General features: G+C 41.6%; 15 protein-coding genes, 2 rRNA genes and 2 pseudogenes. 6 read left to right on the top strand and 13 right to left on the bottom strand.

Annotated elements, in window-relative coordinates; all coding sequences use genetic code 11:
* Positions 1–162: 162 nt before the first annotated feature.
* On the top strand, positions 163–372 hold the full coding sequence (locus L659_RS0103840; RefSeq protein ID WP_010554515.1) for a cold-shock protein: 210 nt from the start codon (positions 163–165) through the stop codon (positions 370–372).
* Between the two features lie 231 nt (positions 373–603).
* Positions 604–852: a DUF3297 family protein gene (locus L659_RS0103845; protein ID WP_002963088.1), complete on the top strand. Its 249-nt coding sequence runs from the start codon at positions 604–606 to the stop codon at positions 850–852.
* 298 nt (positions 853–1,150) lie between these two features.
* Here the strand turns inward: L659_RS0103845 and L659_RS01000000122900 are convergent.
* A pseudogene (locus L659_RS01000000122900) lies at positions 1,151–1,982 on the bottom strand (alpha/beta hydrolase).
* 188 nt (positions 1,983–2,170) lie between these two features.
* Positions 2,171–2,587, bottom strand: coding sequence for a MerC domain-containing protein (locus tag L659_RS0103855; protein ID WP_024589667.1), 417 nt, complete (start codon positions 2,585–2,587; stop codon positions 2,171–2,173).
* 140 nt (positions 2,588–2,727) lie between these two features.
* Between L659_RS0103855 and L659_RS0103860 the strand changes: the two genes are divergently transcribed.
* Both L659_RS0103860 and L659_RS0103865 read left to right on the top strand, forming a co-directional pair.
* Entirely contained in the window at positions 2,728–5,136 is a 2,409-nt protein-coding gene (locus tag L659_RS0103860) for a TonB-dependent receptor (RefSeq protein ID WP_024589668.1), read from the top strand.
* A 32-nt stretch (positions 5,137–5,168) separates the two neighbouring features.
* A complete protein-coding gene (locus L659_RS0103865; protein ID WP_024589669.1) occupies positions 5,169–6,584 on the top strand; it encodes a hypothetical protein in 1,416 nt (471 codons plus the stop codon).
* Between the two features lie 97 nt (positions 6,585–6,681).
* Here L659_RS0103865 and L659_RS0103870 read toward each other — a convergent pair whose 3' ends face one another.
* From L659_RS0103870 to L659_RS01000000122910, 7 genes and pseudogenes are all read right to left on the bottom strand, one after another.
* Positions 6,682–7,983 carry a DEAD/DEAH box helicase gene (locus tag L659_RS0103870; RefSeq protein WP_024589670.1) on the bottom strand — a complete coding sequence of 434 codons (1,302 nt, stop codon included), beginning with the start codon at positions 7,981–7,983 and terminating at the stop codon, positions 6,682–6,684.
* Positions 7,984–8,060: 77 nt separating this feature from the next.
* On the bottom strand, positions 8,061–8,198 hold the full coding sequence (locus L659_RS01000000122905; protein ID WP_231388427.1) for a hypothetical protein: 138 nt from the start codon (positions 8,196–8,198) through the stop codon (positions 8,061–8,063).
* 280 nt (positions 8,199–8,478) lie between these two features.
* Complete coding sequence (locus L659_RS0103880; RefSeq protein ID WP_024589671.1) at positions 8,479–9,558, bottom strand: hypothetical protein; 1,080 nt, start codon at positions 9,556–9,558, stop codon at positions 8,479–8,481.
* Between the two features lie 262 nt (positions 9,559–9,820).
* Positions 9,821–10,858, bottom strand: a complete 1,038-nt coding sequence (locus tag L659_RS0103885) for a virulence RhuM family protein (protein ID WP_196812459.1) — start codon at positions 10,856–10,858, stop codon at positions 9,821–9,823.
* Between the two features lie 476 nt (positions 10,859–11,334).
* Positions 11,335–11,457, bottom strand: a complete 123-nt coding sequence (locus L659_RS1000000124025) for a hypothetical protein (RefSeq protein ID WP_269208787.1) — start codon at positions 11,455–11,457, stop codon at positions 11,335–11,337.
* Positions 11,454–11,858: a DUF6088 family protein gene (locus tag L659_RS0103895; protein ID WP_024589673.1), complete on the bottom strand. Its 405-nt coding sequence runs from the start codon at positions 11,856–11,858 to the stop codon at positions 11,454–11,456. The genes L659_RS1000000124025 and L659_RS0103895 overlap by 4 nt, the downstream gene beginning before the upstream one ends.
* 263 nt (positions 11,859–12,121) lie before the next feature.
* Positions 12,122–13,306: pseudogene (locus L659_RS01000000122910) on the bottom strand (alpha/beta hydrolase-fold protein).
* A gap of 174 nt (positions 13,307–13,480) precedes the next feature.
* On the opposite strand from L659_RS01000000122910, the gene L659_RS0103905 reads away from it, so the two are divergent.
* Positions 13,481–14,854 carry an IS4 family transposase gene (locus tag L659_RS0103905; protein WP_024589674.1) on the top strand — a complete coding sequence of 458 codons (1,374 nt, stop codon included), beginning with the start codon at positions 13,481–13,483 and terminating at the stop codon, positions 14,852–14,854.
* 59 nt (positions 14,855–14,913) lie between these two features.
* Here the strand turns inward: L659_RS0103905 and glmS are convergent, their stop codons facing one another.
* Both glmS and L659_RS0103915 read right to left on the bottom strand, forming a co-directional pair.
* Positions 14,914–16,734, bottom strand: coding sequence for a glutamine--fructose-6-phosphate transaminase (isomerizing) (gene glmS / locus L659_RS0103910; RefSeq protein ID WP_007580413.1), 1,821 nt, complete (start codon positions 16,732–16,734; stop codon positions 14,914–14,916).
* 46 nt (positions 16,735–16,780) lie between these two features.
* Complete coding sequence (locus L659_RS0103915; RefSeq protein ID WP_024589675.1) at positions 16,781–17,545, bottom strand: DeoR/GlpR family DNA-binding transcription regulator; 765 nt, start codon at positions 17,543–17,545, stop codon at positions 16,781–16,783.
* Between the two features lie 162 nt (positions 17,546–17,707).
* On the opposite strand from L659_RS0103915, the gene L659_RS0103920 reads away from it, so the two are divergent.
* Positions 17,708–18,235 carry a sugar O-acetyltransferase gene (locus tag L659_RS0103920; protein ID WP_024589676.1) on the top strand — a complete coding sequence of 176 codons (528 nt, stop codon included), beginning with the start codon at positions 17,708–17,710 and terminating at the stop codon, positions 18,233–18,235.
* 154 nt (positions 18,236–18,389) lie between these two features.
* On the opposite strand, the gene rrf is transcribed toward L659_RS0103920, so the two are convergent.
* A 5S ribosomal RNA gene (gene rrf / locus L659_RS0103925) occupies positions 18,390–18,504 on the bottom strand.
* Between the two features lie 145 nt (positions 18,505–18,649).
* Positions 18,650–21,540: ribosomal RNA gene (locus L659_RS0103930) — 23S ribosomal RNA — on the bottom strand.
* Positions 21,541–21,561 lie beyond the last annotated feature (21 nt).

The raw sequence follows: 21,561 nt of genomic DNA on the forward strand, positions 1-21,561 counted from the left end.
AATAACCCATTTTGAATACTAGTTTGAAAGAAGTTTTGTTTTATTTGTTAGTACCCCGTTGTTTTAGTAATAATCCTACGCGATATCCTCAAGTTAACTATTTTTTCCGGCTCAATCGCCTCTTTTCAGGCACACTTATATTAATTTTTTAGGATACATATTATGTCTACTACAACTACTGGTTCAGTAAAATGGTTTAACGAAGCAAAAGGTTTTGGTTTTATCGAGCAAGAATCTGGCGCAGACGTGTTCGCACATTTTAGCGCAATCTCTGGCGACGGTTTTAAAACTTTAGCTGAAGGCCAACGAGTACAGTTTACTGTTACTCAAGGTCAAAAAGGTCCACAAGCCGAGAACATTGTTAGCATCTAATTGCTACACAATTTAATGGGTTAGCAATAACCCATTAATATATTTACCTTTATAATTATTTAGTCGAATATCTTCAAAACCTCCTCTGTAAATATTTTCCAAGCGCAATCTCATTTGTATACACAACTCATTAATTAGTACATTTTTAAACACATTTACTACTATCTCTCTTGAGCGAAAGCTTTGTATTGCCTACAATAGCGCATACTTCATTCAATATAGAATATGACCATGAACGACACTACCGCAAAACCTGCTTTACCAGATCGCCTTTCTATTAATCCACGTAGCCCACATCATGTGGAAGAAGTTTTTGAACACGATATTGGTATCACGTTCAACGGCAAAGAGCGTTTTGATGTTGAAGAATACTGCATCAGCGAAGGTTGGATAAAATTTGCATCTCCAAAAGGCCTTGATCGTCGCGGACAACCACTTTTACTTACAAGAAAAGGCACTGTTGAAGCCTTTTATAAATAAGCTAATACTACTTACTAAAAAAGCGACACCATATTGGGTAGTCGCTTTTTTTGTGCTTGTTAAAAATCATTTAATTATATTAATTTTCGCTTTACCTAGGGCCTGTTTATCTTTCGAGGTTAAATTTGCAGCAGTATGTTTGGTATTTAGGCAAGGCAGAGCCTATGTAGTGTGGTTATTCCCCATAAATAGGCGATAACGCAGCATAAATGCCAAACATGCGCTGCCCTTGGGTTCTGCCTAGGGGCAATTTACTCTTTGTTGCTCGGTTTTTACTTAGCCCACTAGGTTACAAACCTCACGTCGCGATTAAATCGCCCCTAGATTGAACAAATTTTAATCCTGAAAGGTCAACAGGCCCTAGCACCCAATCTAAGCCTTGGATTGCTGTTGTTGGAAATGCGGTTGCATGATTAGCGCCGTCAATAACAACACTTTTTAATTCTATATTGTCACTTTTAAGCGCATTAATTTTTTGCGTTAGCTGCTTAGCACCTTCAACCATATTTTGCCCTTCGCCGAAAGCTGGCGTTTCCATAGATCCAACTGATATATATACCCTTATAGGCAATTTTGGCTTATTCACTTTTAACGCTAATAGTGCATTGTTATCAAACCAAACCGATGGGCTGCCAATAATATAATTGCTAAATAAATCGGGTGTCGTTAATAAAATAGTCGCGCCAAATAAACCGCCTAACGAATGCCCCATGTAGGTTCTTTGTAAGTTACTGGCCCGATAGTTTTTTTCAATAAAAGGGAAAACTGTACTTTGTAAAAACTGAATATGCCCTTTGGCATTACCTGTTTGCTTTTTCCAATCTTTTGCAAAGGTAGGCGTGTAATCTCTAATTCGGCTGTTAGAGCCAGCGGACCCTTTTTCATAGCCAATTGCTACAATAATAGCCTGTTGCATTTTGCCACTATTCATAGGGAATCGTGTAGCCCCAGCAATGATGGGAAAGGTATACGGTGCATCGGTTACATAAATAACTGGATACGTTTTATTAGGCTGCTTTTGGTATGATTTAGGAAGCTGAATATACACAGGATACGCCCGCTCGCTAACGGGCTCAATGAGCTCAACCACGTTACTTCGGGGTATTGAATAAGGGGAATTTAAAACACATTAAGGCGCTTAAAAGCAAAAGAGATTTTAAAATAAGAGGCACTGTATTGGTTAACCTAAGCTAAAAATAAATTAAGTACCTACTTTAAAGTACTTTTAGCGAATATTTAAGCTATCCAAAAAAACAAAGTTTAAATAAAAGATAAAGTGCCAGTATAGCTTTCGTTTAAACCACCAGCACTTATAGCATTAAACCACTTGATCTGGCTCAATGCCTGAACACGGGCAGTTGTCGTCATTCTGTTTAAGACATTGCTGATAATTAAACCAATGGGCTACAGCAATAAACGCTGAGCCTATTAAGGTTAGCGCTTTTTCGACCACTTCATGGCCTAGCAATACGGCAAATATCATAAAAGCTAAGCCTGTTACACCAGACACCATATAACGTGTACGTTTATGTTTTTTACAGCCTAAACTCAATGCCAACAAACTGGTTGGCATTACCGCCGCAAGAATCCATAAATGAAATTGCTCACTATCTATTTGCAGTACAGCAAAACTTGGCAATAACGCTAAAATAACCGGGGTTGCAAAACAATGCACTGTGCACATTACCGATAACCCAATTGCCATACGATCCATAACACTTTGACTCGACTTCATTATTTCCTCTACTAAATCAGTGTCTCCACTCAAAAACGTTACTTTTAATGAGACATTTTAATAACATCAGTTAATTACTATTGATATATTATAACATTACCCCATAATTGATATAATATAACATCTAACAAGGTAGTCAAATGAAACGTAGATCGCAATTAGCTGTTCTCATAGCAGCTTTATTGCCGGCTAGTGTGCTTGCATCCACAATAGAAGGCGTTGTTTTAAACAACAAAGGTAAAGCAGTTAGTAATGCAACGGTAGAAGTTGAAGGCTCAGACCTTAAAGTAACCACCGATGAAAACGGTAAATTTTTTATAACCGAGCTAAAAAATGGCTTAAAAGAGCTTCACGTTGTAGCCCCTGGTTATGCGCATCTTCATCGCGATATAACAATAACTAATGATGAAAACCAATCGGTTACTTTTAATTTAAAGCGCTCGCCTATTGAAGTTATTGATATTGAAGCGACCCCTATTCATATGTCGGCAATGGAATCTGCATCGCCTGTTAGTGTTTTATCTGGCGAACAACTAAGACGACAACAAGCTGCAACCCTTGGCGACAGCCTTGAAAAACTCCCAGGCGTTAATACAAATTTTCACGGTAAAGTAGCCAGCACACCTATTATTCGTGGTTTAAGCGGCCCTCGCGTACTTATTACTCAAAATGGCCTTGATGTAAGTGATGTTTCGCGCGTTGGCCCCGATCACTCTGTTGCATCGGAGGCGTCTACCGCACAGCAAATTGAAGTATTACGCGGCCCTGCAACGCTGTTTTATGGCAGTGGCGCAATTGGTGGTGTGGTTAATGTAGTAGATAACCGCGTACCCACCGACAGCACCACGCGTGGTGAATGGAACCTAGAACATAACTCGGTAGATAACCAAAAAGTGGCCTCGTTTAATGCCACCACAGGTACAGACTCTATGGCTTTTTATGCCGATGCATTTTGGCGTGAGGCCGATGACTACGGGGTACCTGTAGCTGCCGATATAGATAGCGACGGTGAAGGCCATAGTAGCGATTACAAAGTTGAAAACAGTAATGAAGAGTCTGACGGTTTTACTGTTGGCGCTAGCTATTTAATGGATAACGGCTTTATTGGCTTAGCAGTAGAGCAATTTAATCGTCAATACGGTATTCCTGGTCATACGCACGGCGAGGAAGAAGAGGAAGAACACAACGACGAAGAAGAAAGCGTATTTGCTGATTTAGAGCAAACTAAAGTGCAGTTATTAGGTGAGTACAACCTAGATAATAAATGGCTAAACAAAATAAATCTCCGCGCTGGCCATACCGACTACGAACACGCTGAAATTGAGAGCGGAGTTGTTGGCACTACCTTTAAAAACGAAACCAACGAATTACGCATAGACCTACTGCATAACCAATTTAACGAATGGAATGGCGGTATTAGCTTTCATTACAAGCAAAGCGATGTTGAAGCACAAGGTGAAGAGGCCTTTACTCCTCCATCAGAGACCGAAAGCTTTGCTGTAGCGTTAATGGAAGAAAGCCACTTTGGTGATTTTTTAGTGCAGGTAGGTGGGCGTATTGAGCGAGTAACAATTGAAGCAGGCGACGTATTACTGCCAAATATTGACGCTCACGCACACGATGAAGCAGAAGAAGCCGACGAGCATGATCATGACCACGAAGAAAGCGCAGAAACCACTCGCGTATTTGATGTAGAGCATGAATTTACGCCAGTCAGTTTATCGGCAGGGGTAGTATGGGATTTTACACCTAACTATAACTTAGGGCTTTCGGTATCGCGCTCTGAACGTGCACCTTCTGCCTCTGAGTTGTTATCGTTTGGGCCGCATATTGGTACTGGCACTTACGAAGTAGGCGCACTATTTGATTTAGATGAAGATGGCCATTTGGGTTTATCTGAACAAGCAATAGATCTGGAAACAGCCAATAATATCGATTTAACCCTACGTAAAACTCAAGGCGATGTTGGCTTTATTTTAAATGCCTTTTACAACCAAGTAGATAACTACTATTACCAAATAGACACCGGTTTATACGCCGAAAGTGGACACGACCATGGCGATGAAGAAGGCGTTGACGAGCACGACCATTCATCAGAGCTACCCGTTTATTTATTTAAAACAGATGATGTAGTTTTACACGGCTTTGAAGCGCAAATTGCGTGGCAATTAACAGATGAGTTTAAGCTAGATGTATTCTCTGACTACGTTCGTGCACGCCTTAAAGACGGCGGCGACTTACCCCGTACACCACCGCTTCGTTTTGGCAGCGAGCTAAGCTATCAAACAGATAAACTCAGTGCGCATATTCATGTAACTCGCTATCAAAAGCAAGACCGCACAGCCCCACAAGAAACAGCCACAGACGGTTACACCTTAGTTGATGCGAGCATCTCTTACGACCTTTCAGTGTTAAACCAAGATATGTCTGTGTACCTACGAGGCACTAACTTAACAGATACAGAAGCACGCGTGCACAGCTCGTTTGTAAAGGATATAGCGCCACGTCCAGGACGTAGTTTTGCGCTAGGTATTCGCGGTTATTTTTAAGCGTTAAAAAATTATAATTAAAGGAAATAAACATGAAAAAACTATATCAATTAAAGCTTATTACACTCGCTATTAGCGCTATATTTATTACGGCCTGTGGCGATGCCCAAACCAACATTGTGGAAAAAGATCCTATTGTTGTAGAAGACGAGCACGAGCATGATGATGATGATGATGATGATGATGATCACGACCATGACGACGGCTATACCATAGACTCACTTGGCAGACTTGCCGTTCTGGCAGGTGACAGTAACGAAGCTAACTTTTTTGATTTAGACAACAACGAATTACTTGATACATTTACACTAAACAATGACTCAAACACGTTATCTGCATCACCAGGCTTTCGTTATGCTGTTATTGCTAATCGTACTCAAGATTACCTAGGGTTTATAGACGGCGGTATGTGGCGCGAAGATCACGCAGAGCACTTGCATGATTATGAGCAAGGCCCTGCGTTTAGCAGCTACGAGCTAACAAGTGGTAGTCGCCCTACACACTTAATAACTCACGACGGCCAATTAGCAATATTTTACGATGGCGATGCAGAAACCGGTACGCCTGCCTCAGTAGAAGTGCTAACCGATAACGATATTACCAATACAACAGCTAAACTAACGGGCATTAACTACGACATTAACATGCATGGTGTAGCTGAGCCTCGCGGCGAGCATTTACTCTCAACCATTCGCCGCGACGATGCAAGTAATACATCTAATGCCAAAGTACTTCCCGATCAAGTGGGTGTTTATCATCTTCACGATGGTAATTACGAACTAGAGCAAACGTTAGAAATAACCTGCCCCGATTTACACGGCGCAGCACAAAATCACGATTATGTTGTATTTGGTTGTGGCGATGGTGTATTGATTGCCCATCAGCAAGGTGATGTATACAGCGCTCAAAAAGTTGTAAATATAGATGCCGTAGGCGATCAGCGCATTGGTACTTTGTACGGCCATAAAAACAACGACACAATTTTTGGTATTGCCGCAGGGCATGATGGCAGTGGCTCAGTATTACTGAGTATTCATTCTGAAAATGCCGAAATGGAAGAAGTAGAATGGCAACTTGCTGATGGCGCAAGTGCTGTTTCTTATTCTTTTTCAGCCAGTGGTGAACACTTTTTAATACTCGACAGCCTAGGCTTTTTAAATGTACTTACTGGGCATGAACATGACGGTGAAATGCACTGGGAGCTTGCAGGCCAAGTAGATATTACTCAAGCAGACGTAACCAAAATGCCCGAAGGAATGAGCTTTAGTATGACAGTGGCGCAAAGTGGTCAGTTTGCTTATATTGCCGACCCAATTACTCAACACATAGTGCAAGTGCACCTAGAAGACCTAGAAATTGAAAGTGAGCTAGAGTTAACTTTTCCACCTGCAAGCATTACCTGGTTAGGGATTGCACAAGAAACAGAAGATGAAGATCACGACCATTAATTTAAAACTAACGCTTTAAGTTAAAGCCACAAAACAAAAAACCCGTAATTAGGTTTACTAATTACGGGTTTTTACAGCTATTTATTTAGCTCTATTGTTACTTACGGCGCCAGCCACTCCATACATCATCTACATCATCGGCTTTATTTTTTTTCTTTTTCTTGCCTGTGCCTTCTGGTTTTGCCATTGGCTTTTCATTTTTAAGCGCATCAGCTGCATCAAGATTAGCTTGGTTTACAGCAAAACCGGTTACTTCTTCACGTTCAAGACGTAGTTTGTTTTTCTTCTCGATTACTTTAAAGTGATGCAAGTCTTCATAATCAACCAATGAAAGTGCTAAGCCTACTTCACCAGCACGGCCGCTTCGGCCAATACGATGCATGTAATCAGCAGGACTGCGTGGTAGATTAAAGTTTATTACCACTGGCAGCTTTTCAATATCCAAACCACGTGCAGCAATATCGGTTGCGATAAGTACTTCGATTTCGCCCGCTTTAAATTTTTCTATTACACGAGTTCGCTCACTTTGGCCTTTATCGCCATGGAAAACTTGTGCATTAACACCGCGTTTTTCAAGCTTAGCCGCTAAATGCTCACAGTCTTTTTTAGCGTTCACAAAAATCAGCGCTTGGCGCCATTTATGCGTTTTAATTAAATGTGCTAAAACTGTGGTTTTTTCACCTTTGTTTACGGTAAAAACACGCTGTACTAAGGTGCTTTCATCTTTGTTTTGTACTTGTATTTCAACTGGGTCGTTTAAAATCTCTTGCGTTAATAGCTTAACTTGCTCAGGGAAAGTTGCTGAAAACAACATGGTTTGTTTTTTAGCAGGCATTAACGCTAAAAGGTCAGCCAGCTCTTCGGTAAAGCCAAGGCTTAGCATACGGTCGGCTTCATCAAGCACAAGCGTAGTTACATTATCGAGCTTAATCGCATTGCTTGAGATTAAATCAAGTAAGCGACCAGGTGTTGCCACAATAACATCGGCGCCGCCGCGCAGTGCCTGCATTTGTGTATTAACCGACACACCACCAAACACGGCCACCGTTTTAATTGCACCATTAAAGTTAGCAGAATACGATTTAACGCTATCGGCCACTTGCGTAGCAAGCTCACGCGTCGGTACTAAAATAAGCCCCGTTACAAAATTACCTTTGCTGGCAGTATTTTTAGCGCCCTGCTCAAGGAAAGCTTTTTGCAACATAGGTAATGCAAACGTTGCTGTTTTACCCGAGCCAGTATTTGCCCCTGCAATTAGGTCACTACCCGCAAGCACGCTAGGTATAGCCTTAGCTTGAATAGGTGTTGGCTGGGTATATTCCAAATCGGTTAATCGAGCTAATAGCTCTGGAATAAGGCCAAGTTCGGAAAAAGTGCTAGGGCTTGTGGCTGAGGTCATAAAATTGTGGGCTTATTGCTAAAAAAGTAGCCTGTAATTTTAGCGTATTTGGCGCTTATTAAGTAGGGGTTAGTGATTTAAATATCTTTATCGACTAATTGCTTGAACACACGACCAACTTGATCATAACTTGCATAATTGTCAAAATCTTTACGTTCAAACACATAGCGGCGAGAACGCTTTATTTTTTGATAAATACGGTCAGTTGCAGTCATGGCTAATTCTCCTACGTTATGATTTTTTAATATAGCTTGAATCAAACACTGTTTAAAAATAATACGGCATAAATAAAATAAAAAACACGACAAAAACCATCAATGACATACACATAACTTCATGTTTAAAAGAATTATAAATACATCCTCTAATACAGACATGAATTTATAATTGCAATCGACCTAATTATTTACAAAACGTTATTAAGCACCGTAATAATGATCTTTGAAGTTACAATATCTAAATTAACTATTTCCTTACAAAATTAGGGGATAAAAATTAAAGTAATTGGGCTGATTTAAATCTACTCTTTAGTGCTGAACGGTTTGAATAACGTGCCAGCAACTCATTTGTTTTCACTTTAAATTCAGCACTGTGATGCTGCATTTGAGCTAACTCAGACAAATCGACTAATATCATAATCGCTTGGTCATAGGGCTTGGCTTGCTTTTGCTCTATCAACTCCAGCACCGTTTGCCAAAGCTGCGTTTGTTTAGGTATAAGAGATGTAAGGTATGCCAAGCGCTCTTGCTGCTTAGCTTCAGCTATCGCTGCTACACGCTGCGATTTTATTTGCTCCGCTTGCTTTAATAAAGAACTCACTGTTACGGGATCAGAAGATGCAACTTCATCGGTATTGAGCGTCAAACGCTGGGTGAGTTTTTCCACTAACAATGGTTCTGCATCCAACAATCGTTGCAACCAGTCGGTGCACTCTTGTGCTGATAAACTACCCAAGGTCATTAACTTAGGCACACCTGAAAGCTCAGGGCTACATTTAGCAACAGCAGTAATCAAGTCTCTCTCTAATTCAAATAACTCAGCTAATGCTTGCAACGATGGTTCAAGAGAGTTAAAACCAGCAGGTATCATCATGCTAGCGGCAGCAACATCACTTTCCCATTGCACTACTTTTAGCCACATTAAATACAATGGTCGATAATCACCATTAAGTATCATGGCACGGATGTCTGCTATTTCAGCCAGCTCACACCTACCTTCAATCCAACGACCACCTTCTTCATCAAAACTAATATCAAGCACAATTGAATCTGGCTCTTCGTACACACTAATCAAATCAGTAATGCTAAATACCCGTAATTTATCTACATCCACTAACCCTGCGGGTAACCGAATTAATAGCTGCACAGCTCCCCAATTGGCTTGATACAGCGCCAAATCAAAACCATACAATAACACCGTGTTTATATCTTCGGGGAAGTCACTATAGTGATATTGATATTGCGCGCTATAAGCGGTAACTTGCGCCCGTGAAGATAAACCTTGCATGTGCTGTTTTTGTTGATGCGTTAAAGGGGCATCAATGGCTTGAAATTGATATAACTGGTATTCACTCATAACAAAAATCACAGAAAATAATAATGCACCGAGGCTAACGAGAAATACTTTTTAAGGCAAATATATTGGTCTCATATACCTAAATAATCATTCGCCTCAGCCGACTTTTTTATGAAGAAAATTAAAAATCAGATTCCCAAAACGTACTTTTATCCTTCATAGTTCTACTACTTAGTGTGCTTTGTAACTCAGAGCATTTCGATAAAAAGTTAAAGTTCGACATCCTTGATTGGAAATAGTGAAATGTATCTGCTAATTGCTACTATTGCTTTTTCGTTATGGCGCGCAACGCGGCGATACTGTCTTGTAGCCCTTGTTCTTCTTTTAAAGCTCGGCGCTTTGCTTCATAGTTTTCATAAGCCTGTTTAGCTTTAATATCTGCCTGTTGTTTCGAAATATGCCCTTTGCCTTGCAATACATTTCGATCATTAAATTCAAGAAAGCTATCTAGTTTTTCATCCCAATCATTTAAAAACACTTGCTTACGACGTAGTGCTTGATCTTCAGCAAAATCAAGCCACATAGTAACAATTCTATTTAACTCGCTAACTTCTTCTTGGGTCAAATAATTTTTAGCGATGGTCACATCGCCTTTACGTACTTCATCACCTTTAAAAACGGTTAATCCTGCATTGGGTTTATCGGCATCTACGCGTGTAACAATAAGCTCAGCTGCGGTCATACCGGTTGTGGCATAGTGTAATTTGTTTTGAATACTTTGAAAAAAATGTGTTGTTTCTTTATTGCTGGGCTCGTAATCTGCAGCCATCGCAAATATCTCACGCACCCGTAAATACACTCTACGTTCACTGGTGCGAATATCACGAATGCGTTCAAGCATTTCATCAAAATAGTCTGGCACTAAAGAGTTATCAACGGCTGGGTTCTTTAACCTTTCATCGTCCATTGCAAACCCTTTAATAAGGTACTCTTGCAAGGTTTGCGTGGCCCAGCGTCTAAATTGGTTACCTCTATTTGACCTAACTCGGTAACCAATGGCAATAATCATAGCAAGGTTATAGTGCAGCTTGTTGCGCTCCACAGATCGACCGCCTTCCATTTGAACTTGTAAGTAATGCTTACAAGTTAAATTTTGTTCAAGTTCGCCTTCATCAAAAATAGCTTTAATATGCTGAGTAATAGCCTGAGGTGTTACTTGATACAGCTCTGAAATTGAAGCTTGTGTTAACCACAAGGTATCAGATTCAAAACGGCACTCAACCCTTGCTTTACCATCTTCAGAGGTAAAAAAAAGAAACTCACCATTCGGCGCTTTTTCATCCGATATTAATTCAGTCATTTTTTATCCGTTACATTCAGTTAAACTAAGTTTGCCTGTTAACATGTTTTTCCTAGTTTTTTCAAAACCTAATTGAATTAGCTGCTTTGCTACTTCTCAATCGTGTTCAAATTTTACTATGATCTTTAGATGTCAGGTCCACAGCCTCTGATTGCAATCTTAGTAGAACTACCTTTGTAATTACAAATAATAAAATTACGCACTCTTATTTTCTTCAACCACCGCATTAGCGAAAATGGCCAACCCCAAAAGGGCATTCATCTGCGGCTCTATCAAGTAGGTTTTTCATGGTTGGATAAGTTGAAAAATACAGCCTGCAATTTTAGCGTATTTAGAGCTTATGAAGTAGGGGTTAGTGATTTAAATGTCTTTTAGGTAACAGCAGCAAGTTTTGAGCTACAAGTTACGAACAGGTTTGTGATATTTATAGGCTTAGGTTTATCCCGCGCTTAATTAATGTGTTTAGAACAATCCTTTTATTCTAGGTGCTTGAATGAATTAAAGGTTACCCAATAAGCTTTTTCTGGAATCGATGGATTACCTAAATCCAATGCATCAGATGCCTCAATAAACTGTTTTGTCAGTTTTGGGATACTCATTTACGATAACTCAATACCCTATTGCCAACTTTAAGATTTCGGTTAAATTGCTTAGAGTTCCAGCTGTATTTGATGGACGCAGGTATTTGGGTAGATTTACCGTTAATGCTCCTCAATGACATCGCATCCATCTCAAAGTCTACACCGCGTAACTTTAAAATTTCACGCATGATCGCATCAGTGCCGCCAGGGCTTGTTGGCATCGGACTGTTAGTAAGACTATTAATCATTGCTTTAGTATATAAACCATAGCCAATTTTCATCAGTATGCCTTTATCGACTAATTGCTTTAACACACGACCAACCTGATCGTAGCTTGCATAATTGTCGAAATCTTTACGTTCAAACACATAGCGGCGAGAACGCTTTATTTTTTGATAAATACGGTCAGTTGCAGTCATGGTTAATTCTCCTACGTAATGATTTGTTTTAGTATAACCCAAATCACCTCTGCCTAAAAATAATACGGCACTGAAAAAAGAAAAAAAACGGCAAAAAAAATCAAGATAAAAACATAAGCTGTTGTTTATAGGAAGATATAAATAAGTTAAACAAAACTGACATAAACTATAAATTGCAACCGACCTAACTATTGATAAAGCCTTAGTAAGCAACGTAATAATGTTCGTTAAATAAGAATCCATCAACTAAGTTGACAATATTATTAGCTCTTACTCAGTCCTGCTTGCAACCTAGCTTTTGTTTCTTTTAAGTAATTTATATAAGGATATGAGTCGTCTGCAATCTCTAAAGCAGACTCCATCTGTTCAAGCGCTTGGCGAGTATCACCCTGCATTTCATAGCCATAAGATAAGGCTGAAAACGCATCGACTGATTTTGGGTGATTTTTTATATTGTACTTAAACACTTCAATAGCACGGTCAAATTGCTTGCTGCCCGTTAAGTTATAACCGAGTGATCTAACAGCGCGATCCGGTGGCGCAATCTGCTCGCCCCATTGTTGAGATAAGTTTTGATAATAAGCATCAATAGAGGCTACATCGTCAGTTAAATCACTTATGGGCATTTGTTTGGGTAAAAATAAATGATGGTAAGCATTAAAGGCCCCAGCGGCAGATGTTAAGTTATGCGATACATTTTCAAATGCGTCACTGAAAAAGCGTAAATTTGGCAAGCTATTAGATTGTAAAGCTTACTGCAGCTCATTATATCGCTCACGCATTAAGCCAGTTTCTTCGCCAATATTTATATAAACATAGTTATTCAGGTCTTTTGATTTATTGATAAACGACTTAGTCGCTTTTACCGGTGCGCCATAGTTCCACCAAACGGCAGGGCTGTAAGCAATATGCGCTTGGAAAAGCTCAGGGTTAGCTTGCATAGTATAAAGTGCAAACACGCCTGCTGCTGAGCCTCCAGCAATCACATTAAAGTTGTGCGTACGATAGCTTTTATTAATCAAGGACATAAGCTCTTGCTCAATAAATGCTAAAAACTTTGCTGCGCCTCCGCCTTCACCTACCGGGCCTTGTGGCTCTTTATTAACTGTGGGGTATAAATCTCTTAAGCGATTAGTGTTTTCAATAGCGACAATAATAACCTCAGGCGCACGATTATTATTTTGCAGCCGATCCATTACAACACTTATAAGCGGTATATTACCCGCGCCATCTAGGCGATAAATTACAGGATAAACTTTGTCTGCATTAGCTTGGTAACTCTTTGGAAGTTGAACTACAACGGTACGTAGCTCATTTAAAATTACTGAATTGATAGTATGTGTTTGTTGCGTATAGCTAATGGTTTGCTGTTTTAAATCAGGCTCAGCTGGTGTGTTATTAGAAACTATAAATAAGCTACATATAAAAATAGCAGTGAATAAACGCATAGCTAATCCTTTAGAAAATAGTGTGTTATTTAATCTAACAGGCTTTGAGGTACAAAAAAAGGCGCATTGAGCTGTCTCTTATACACAAATCCCTGCTAAGAAATTAGCGGGGATTTTTTTGAACTAAATCTCAATGTCATGATCAGATCTTCAAATCTTGTTTGAGGGCACATTATGATTAACGAACATACTCATTGGGCAAAACAACAATTCGGTAAATCGGACTTAGGTGATCCAAGAAGAACAGCGCGTCTGGTAAAGTTAGCATCAACGCTTGCAAATGAACCAGGAAAACCACTTGTAAACATCACTCAATCCCCCGCCGATATGGAAGGTGCCTACCGCTTTATTCGCAACGAGAATATTGACGCAACGGCTATAGCAGAGTCAGGCTTTAAAGCCACGGTTGAACAAGCAAAAAGTCATAACTTATTGCTCGCATTAGAAGACACGACCACACTAATTTATAAACATTCCTCCATTCGAGATGATTTGGGTCATGTCGGACGAGGAGCAAAACAACGAGGCTTGTTAGCTCATAGCGTATTACTGTTTGCGCCAGACACAAAGCAAGTTGTGGGATTAATTGAACAGTCTCGCTGGAGTCGTGATATCAACACGATTGGAAAAAGAGAAAAACACGCGACGACTTCTTACGAAGAAAAAGAAAGTTACAAGTGGGAGTCAGCGTCACGAGCGATGGCAGAGCGGCTGCAAGGACAAATGGCGAACGTGATATCGGTGTGTGACCGCGAAGCGGACATCTACGAATACTTGCAGTATAAACTGACCGAGCAGCAACGATTCGTCGTACGCTCGATGCAAAGTCGTCATATTGAAGAAGGTGAGGATAAGCTCTATGCGTTTGCAAGCGAGCTGATGAGTGCAGGCACCAAACACATCCACATTGCACAAAAAGGAGGAAGAAAAGCCCGAAGCGCAACACTGGATATCACCTATGCGCCAGTGACACTCAAAGCGCCTTACAATAAGAAAGGACGCTCCCTCCCAGTTTACTATGTCGGCTGTGCAGAGAGAGGAAACGCTGAGAACGGCTTAAGCTGGCACCTATTAACCAGTGAACCAGTCACCAGCAAAGAAGACGCCTTAGCTATCATCACCTACTATGAGCACCGTTGGCTTGTAGAGGAATACCATAAAGTCTGGAAAAGTGATGGCACGGATATCGAAAGTTTACGCCTTCAAAGCCAAGATAACATGGAAAGATTGGTGACGATTAATGGCTTTATTGCGACGCGAATATTGCAACTAAAGTTCACCAATGAGCAGCCTGATTCTCCAAGTTGTGAACAACTGTTATCTCCCAAAGCATGGAAGTTATTGTGGTTAAAGAGAATAAAAACACCATTGCCTGAAACTGCTCCAAATATGTCATGGGCGTATCAGGAACTGGCAAAGTTAGGAGGCTGGAAAGATACCAAGCGCACAGGGCGTGCATCTGTGAAAGTGTTATGGCAAGGATGGCTTAAGTTACAAGCCATCCTGGAAGGCTACGATTTAGCAAAATCTCTTGAGTCAAACTTGTGATCAAGAGACAGCATTGAGCGCCTTTTTATCTTTAACAGGTAATTACCAACCTATTGATTTTACTCAACCGTAACCGATTTAGCTAAGTTACGTGGTTGGTCAACGTCAGTGCCTTTAATTACCGCTACGTAGTACGACAGTAGCTGCAATGGCAAGGTGTAAACAATTGGCGCAATAATATCGTCAGTGTGGTTTACGTTGATTACACGCATTGTGTCGTCTGACTCAAAGTGTGAATCTTTATCTGCGAATACGTAAATAATGCCGCCACGTGCGCGTACTTCTTCTACGTTTGATTTAAGTTTTTCTAGCAATTCGTTATTTGGTGCTACAACAATAATTGGCATGTCGGCATCAATAAGTGCTAATGGGCCGTGTTTTAGCTCGCCCGCTGCGTAAGCTTCTGCGTGAATGTACGAAATCTCTTTAAGTTTAAGCGCACCTTCCATTGCAATTGGGTATTGCGAGCCACGACCTAAAAACAATGAGTGGTGCTTATCAGCAAACTCTTCTGCAAGATCTGCAATACCATCAGCGAGTAATAATGTTTCTTCTAACTTAGCTGGAAGTACTTTAATTGCATTTACAATTGCGCTTTGATCAAGGCCTTTTTCCTGCGCTATAGACGCAGTAAGCATTAACAAACCAACTAACTGCGTAGTAAATGCTTTAGTAGATGCCACGCCTATTTCAGCGCCTGCTTTAGTCATAAAGGCAAGGTCTGATTCGCGTACAAGCGATGAACCAGGTACGTTACAAATAGTCATTGAGGCCATGTAACCTTGCTCTTTAGCTAGGCGTAATGCAGCTAGCGTATCGGCAGTTTCACCCGATTGAGAAATAGTAACAAGTAAGCTATTTTCATGAACAAACGACTGACGGTATCTAAATTCAGAAGCTATTTCTACATTACAGCTAACACCCGCAAACTGCTCAAGCCAGTAACGTGCAACCATACCTGAATGGTAAGACGTACCACAGGCAATAATTTGCACATGTTTTACATCTTTAAATATTTGCTGAGCGCTTTCGCCAAAGGCATCAATTGCTACACGGTCGTCGTTTAAACGCCCTTCAAGCGTATTACGTACAGCAAGTGGCTGCTCGTAAATTTCTTTTAGCATGTAGTGACGGTAATCGCCTTTGCCTGATGCATCTTGCGTAATGTTTGATTCAATCACTTCACGCTCAACTGCGTTACCGTCTGCATCAAAAATTTCTACTGTGTCACGTGTAATACGTGCTACGTCGCCTTCTTCTAAGAAGATGAAGCTACGAGTAACAGGTAGTAATGCTAACTGATCAGACGCAATAAAGTTTTCGCCAAGGCCTAAACCAATAACAAGAGGACTACCTGAGCGTGCTACAATGATTTCGTTGTCGTTGTCTTTATCAAATACAACAGTACCAAAAGCGCCTTCAAACTGTTTAACAGCTGCTTGTACTGATGCAAGTAACGTTGTGTGTTGTTTACGAAGTTGGTGAATTAAATGCACCATTACTTCTGTATCAGTGTCTGATAAGAATTCGTACCCATCTGCTTTAAGTGCTGTACGTAGGCTAGCGTGGTTTTCAATAATACCGTTGTGCACAAGTGCTAACTGGTTGTTTGATACATGTGGGTGTGCATTTGCTTCTGTAACGCTACCATGTGTTGCCCAGCGCGTATGTGCAATACCTGTATGACCGCTAACGCCTGCTTTTTCTAGAGCTGCTTCTACGTTAACTACTTTACCTACTGCTTTAACAGTATTAAGTGTGTTGCCATCAAGCAATGCTACGCCTGCTGAGTCATAACCACGGTATTCAAGACGTTTAAGGCCTTCAACTAAAATTTTGTTTACTGGACGTTCTGCAACTGCCCCAACTATTCCACACATAGTGTCTCCATTAATTTTTTAATTCTAGTAACTCACTTTGTAGTTACTATTCAATAATCTCTGCGCAAATTAGTTTTACACCACACGCCTCAATTGCTTTGCGTTTTTCGTCTGCTAAGCCATTGTCGGTTATTAATGTGGTTACTATTTTCCACGGTAATTCTAAATTTGGTATTTTTCGGCCAATCTTATCTGATTCAACCATTACAATTACTTCACGAGCGGCTTTTGCCATTACTTGGCTCAAACCAACTAACTCATTAAAAGTCGTTGTGCCGCGCTTTACGTCTATACCATCCGCACCAATAAATAGCTGATCAAAATCGTAAGAGCATAATACGTTTTCGGCAACTTGCCCCTGAAACGACTCAGAATGCGGATCCCATGTTCCACCGGTCATCAAAAGTGTTGGCTCATTCTCGAGCGCTAATAAACGACTCGCTACTTTAATTGCGTTGGTCATAACAACTAACCCACGCTTATCAGCAAGCTCAGGGATCATAGCTGCCGTAGTGCGTCCGCTATCAATAATAATGCGGTTATGATCTTTTATAAGTTTTGCTGCTGCTTTTGCTATCGCTACTTTGCGCTTTGAATCTACTTCATCGCTAACAATTTCTTTAGGTAGTGCAATAGCACCACCGTAGCGGCGAAGTAATAAGCCACTTTTTTCAAGCGAGGTTAAATCTTTTCGAATGGTTACTTCAGATGTTTGAAACTGCTGTGCTAACTTTTCAACGGCTACTTCACCTAATTCATTAACTTGAACCAGTATATTGTGACGACGCTGCTGTGTGTTTCGTTTAGTCATAAAGCTCGTGAATTAAGTTTCATTTCGAAAGTTATGCGATTTTAAACGAAACAACCTAAATGGCAAGTGAACGAGCAAAAAAAACACAGTTTTATTCTAATAATAATAATAAAACTAAAAGTGCGGTAAGCTATAACTAATTAAGTTATAAAGATAAGTACAATGCAGTCATTTAACAGTATCAGTAAAGAATACTTAGCACAGCGAAAGCAAGCAGGTGAAACCTGCCGTTTATTTAATAAGAGCCCAAGTAAAGGCAACTTAAAACGTATCAAAGAGTTATTTTTAAAGTCGGGTGATGGTGTAATTATAGAATCAGGTTTTCATTGCGATTACGGCAATCAAATAGTTATTGGTGATCGTACTTTTATGAATATTAATTGCACACTTCTCGACTCGCCATTAGCCAATCATTCAATCACCATTGGTGATGACTGCTTAATAGGCCCGAACGTTCAGCTTTTAGCTGTGTCACATGCTACTAATCCCGCAAAAAGGCTTAATAAGGAAAACTTTGCAGCACCTATCGCGTTAGGCAATAACGTATGGGTTGGCGCAGGTGCAATTATTTTAGCGGGTGTGAGTATTGGTGAAAATAGTATTGTGGGTGCGGGTGCTGTGGTTACTAAAAATGTAATGCCTAATACTTTAGTAGCGGGTAACCCAGCTCGTGAAATAAGAAAACTGTAGCTATTCTCGATGTGATTTTAACGTTGGGAGTCGCTGCGCTCGCCCGACCTACGTGCTAGGTGTTGATGTGAGTGTGTATTAATTACGCACATTTCACTTTTCTGCAGACGTAAAAAAGCCCGAATTGTTAAATTCGGGCTTTCTACAATTTGAAGCCTGGTAATGTCCTACTTTCACATAGCAAATGCTACACTATCATCGGCGCTGTTTCGTTTCACTACTGAGTTCGGCATGGAGTCAGGTGGGTCCAAAACGCTATTGTCACCAAGCAAATTTGGGCGTTAATCCGTATCGCTACGCACTAACTGAATTTGGAAAATATCTGATAATATTTTTTAAGTCTTTCTAAGTAATATCTACTTTAGTCATATTAACTTCTGTCTAAACTGTCGCATAAAACGCGTTTGGCGTTGTATGGTTAAGCCTCACGGGTAATTAGTACAAGTTAGCTTAATGGCTCACACCACTTCCACATCTTGCCTATCAACGTTGTAGTCTTCAACGGCCCTTCAGAGACTTTAAAAGTCTAGTGAGAACTCATCTCGAGGCCTGCTTCGCGCTTAGATGCTTTCAGCGCTTATCAGTTCCGAACGTAGCTACCGGGCAATGCCATTGGCATGACAACCCGAACACCAGCGGTTCGTTCACTCCGGTCCTCTCGTACTAGGAGCAACCCCTCTCAATTCTCAAACGCCCACGGCAGATAGGGACCGAACTGTCTCACGACGTTCTAAACCCAGCTCGCGTACCACTTTAAATGGCGAACAGCCATACCCTTGGGACCGACTTCAGCCCCAGGATGTGATGAGCCGACATCGAGGTGCCAAACACCGCCGTCGATATGAACTCTTGGGCGGTATCAGCCTGTTATCCCCGGAGTACCTTTTATCCGTTGAGCGATGGCCCTTCCATTCAGAACCACCGGATCACTATGACCTACTTTCGTACCTGCTCGACGTGTCTGTCTCGCAGTTAAGCTGGCTTCTACCATTACACTAACCGTACGATGTCCGACCGTACTTAGCCAACCTTCGTGCTCCTCCGTTACTCTTTAGGAGGAGACCGCCCCAGTCAAACTACCCACCAGGCACTGTCCGTAACCCCGATTCAGGGGCCAACGTTAGAACATCAAAACTACAAGGGTGGTATTTCAAGGTTGACTCCACAACAACTAGCGTCGCTGCTTCAAAGTCTCCCACCTATCCTACACATGTAGGTTCAATGTTCAGTGCCAAGCTGTAGTAAAGGTTCACGGGGTCTTTCCGTCTAGCCGCGGGTACACAGCATCTTCACTGCGATTTCAATTTCACTGAGTCTCGGGTGGAGACAGCGTGGCCATGGTTACACCATTCGTGCAGGTCGGAACTTACCCGACAAGGAATTTCGCTACCTTAGGACCGTTATAGTTACGGCCGCCGTTTACCGGGGCTTCGATCAAGAGCTTCTCCCTAAGGATAACCCCATCAATTAACCTTCCGGCACCGGGCAGGTGTCACACCGTATACGTCATCTTGCGATTTTGCACAGTGCTGTGTTTTTAATAAACAGTCCCAGCCACCTGGTCACTGCGGCTCCCGTCCGCTTAGAGAGCAAGTCTCATCACAGATAGGAGCGTACCTTCTCCCGAAGTTACGGTACGATTTTGCCTAGTTCCTTCACCCGAGTTCTCTCAAGCGCCTTAGTATTCTCTACCTGACCACCTGTGTCGGTTTGGGGTACGATTCCATATAATCTGAAGCTTAGAGGCTTTTCCTGGAAGTATGGCATCAGCAACTTCATCACCGTAGTGACTCGTCTCGTGTCTCAGGTTTAGTGTTTGTCCGGATTTACCTAAACAAACGCCCTACTCACTTTCACATAGACTACCAACGCTATGCTTGCTTAGCCTGCTCCGTCCCCCCATCGCAATTATATCGAGTACAGAAATATTAATCTGTTTCCCATCGACTACGCCTTTCGGCCTCGCCTTAGGGGTCGACTTACCCTACCCTGATTAACATGGGATAGGAACCCTTGGTCTTCCGGCGTGGGAGTTTTTCACTCCCATTATCGTTACTCATGTCAGCATTCGCACTTCTGATACCTCCAGCATACCTCCCGGTACACCTTCAACGGCTTACAGAACGCTCCCCTACCACTCAGAATAAATTCTGAATCCGCAGCTTCGGTGCATAGTTTAGCCCCGTTACATCTTCCGCGCAGACCGACTCGACCAGTGAGCTATTACGCTTTCTTTAAAGGATGGCTGCTTCTAAGCCAACCTCCTGGCTGTCTGGGCCTTTCCACATCGTTTCCCACTTAACTATGACTTTGGGACCTTAGCTGGCGGTCTGGGTTGTTTCCCTCTTCACGACGGACGTTAGCACCCGCCGTGTGTCTCCCGGATATTACTTTACGGTATTCGGAGTTTGCAAAGGGTTGGTAAGTCGGGATGACCCCCTAGCCTTAACAGTGCTCTACCCCCGTAAGTATTCGTCCGAGGCTCTACCTAAATAGATTTCGGGGAGAACCAGCTATCTCCCGGTTTGATTAGCCTTTCACTCCTAGCCACAGGTCATCCCCTAACTTTTCAACGTTAGTGGGTTCGGTCCTCCAGTTGATGTTACTCAACCTTCAACCTGCCCATGGCTAGATCACCGGGTTTCGGGTCTATACCTTGCAACTATTCGCCCAGTTAAGACTCGGTTTCCCTACGGCTACCCTATTCGGTTAACCTCGCTACAAAATATAAGTCGCTGACCCATTATACAAAAGGTACGCAGTCACCCAACAAGTGGGCTCCTACTGCTTGTACGTACACGGTTTCAGGTTCTATTTCACTCCCCTCACAGGGGTTCTTTTCGCCTTTCCCTCACGGTACTGGTTCACTATCGGTCAGTTGGGAGTATTTAGCCTTAGATGATGGTCCACCTATATTCAGTCAAAGTTTCACGTGCTCCGACCTACTCGATTTCACTTAAAATGTCTTTTCATGTACGGGACTATCACCCTGTATCGTGGCGCTTTCCAGCAGCCTTCCATTAACACATAATAAGCTTAAGGGCTGTTCCGATTTCGCTCGCCGCTACTTTCGGAATCTCGGTTGATTTCTTTTCCTACGGGTACTTAGATGTTTCAGTTCTCCGCGTTCGCCTCGTTAACCTATGTATTCAGTTAACGATACCTGCAAGCAGGTGGGTTTCCCCATTCGGAAATCTTAGTCTCAAGCGCTTTTTACTAGCTTGACTAAGCTTATCGCAAGTTAATACGTCCTTCATCGCCTCCAACTGCCAAGGCATCCACCGTGTACGCTTAGTCACTTAACCATACAACCCAAACGGGTCTTT

The organism is Pseudoalteromonas sp. S8-8, assembly GCF_000497875.1.
Taxonomy (GTDB): Bacteria; Pseudomonadota; Gammaproteobacteria; order Enterobacterales; family Alteromonadaceae; genus Pseudoalteromonas; species Pseudoalteromonas arctica.

Bases quoted from the DNA above. Each gene is read 5' to 3' on its own strand.
- L659_RS0103840 (WP_010554515.1), top strand. From the start codon at position 163: ATGTCTACTACAACTACTGGTTCAGTAAAATGGTTTAACGAAGCAAAA.
- L659_RS0103845 (WP_002963088.1), top strand. From the start codon at position 604: ATGAACGACACTACCGCAAAACCTGCTTTACCAGATCGCCTTTCTATT.
- L659_RS0103855 (WP_024589667.1), bottom strand. From the start codon at position 2,587: ATGAAGTCGAGTCAAAGTGTTATGGATCGTATGGCAATTGGGTTATCG.
- L659_RS0103860 (WP_024589668.1), top strand. From the start codon at position 2,728: ATGAAACGTAGATCGCAATTAGCTGTTCTCATAGCAGCTTTATTGCCG.
- L659_RS0103865 (WP_024589669.1), top strand. From the start codon at position 5,169: ATGAAAAAACTATATCAATTAAAGCTTATTACACTCGCTATTAGCGCT.
- L659_RS0103870 (WP_024589670.1), bottom strand. From the start codon at position 7,983: ATGACCTCAGCCACAAGCCCTAGCACTTTTTCCGAACTTGGCCTTATT.
- L659_RS01000000122905 (WP_231388427.1), bottom strand. From the start codon at position 8,198: ATGACTGCAACTGACCGTATTTATCAAAAAATAAAGCGTTCTCGCCGC.
- L659_RS0103880 (WP_024589671.1), bottom strand. From the start codon at position 9,558: ATGAGTGAATACCAGTTATATCAATTTCAAGCCATTGATGCCCCTTTA.
- L659_RS0103885 (WP_196812459.1), bottom strand. From the start codon at position 10,858: ATGACTGAATTAATATCGGATGAAAAAGCGCCGAATGGTGAGTTTCTT.
- L659_RS1000000124025 (WP_269208787.1), bottom strand. From the start codon at position 11,457: ATGAGTATCCCAAAACTGACAAAACAGTTTATTGAGGCATCTGATGCA.
- L659_RS0103895 (WP_024589673.1), bottom strand. From the start codon at position 11,858: ATGACTGCAACTGACCGTATTTATCAAAAAATAAAGCGTTCTCGCCGC.
- L659_RS0103905 (WP_024589674.1), top strand. From the start codon at position 13,481: ATGATTAACGAACATACTCATTGGGCAAAACAACAATTCGGTAAATCG.
- glmS (WP_007580413.1), bottom strand. From the start codon at position 16,734: ATGTGTGGAATAGTTGGGGCAGTTGCAGAACGTCCAGTAAACAAAATT.
- L659_RS0103915 (WP_024589675.1), bottom strand. From the start codon at position 17,545: ATGACTAAACGAAACACACAGCAGCGTCGTCACAATATACTGGTTCAA.
- L659_RS0103920 (WP_024589676.1), top strand. From the start codon at position 17,708: ATGCAGTCATTTAACAGTATCAGTAAAGAATACTTAGCACAGCGAAAG.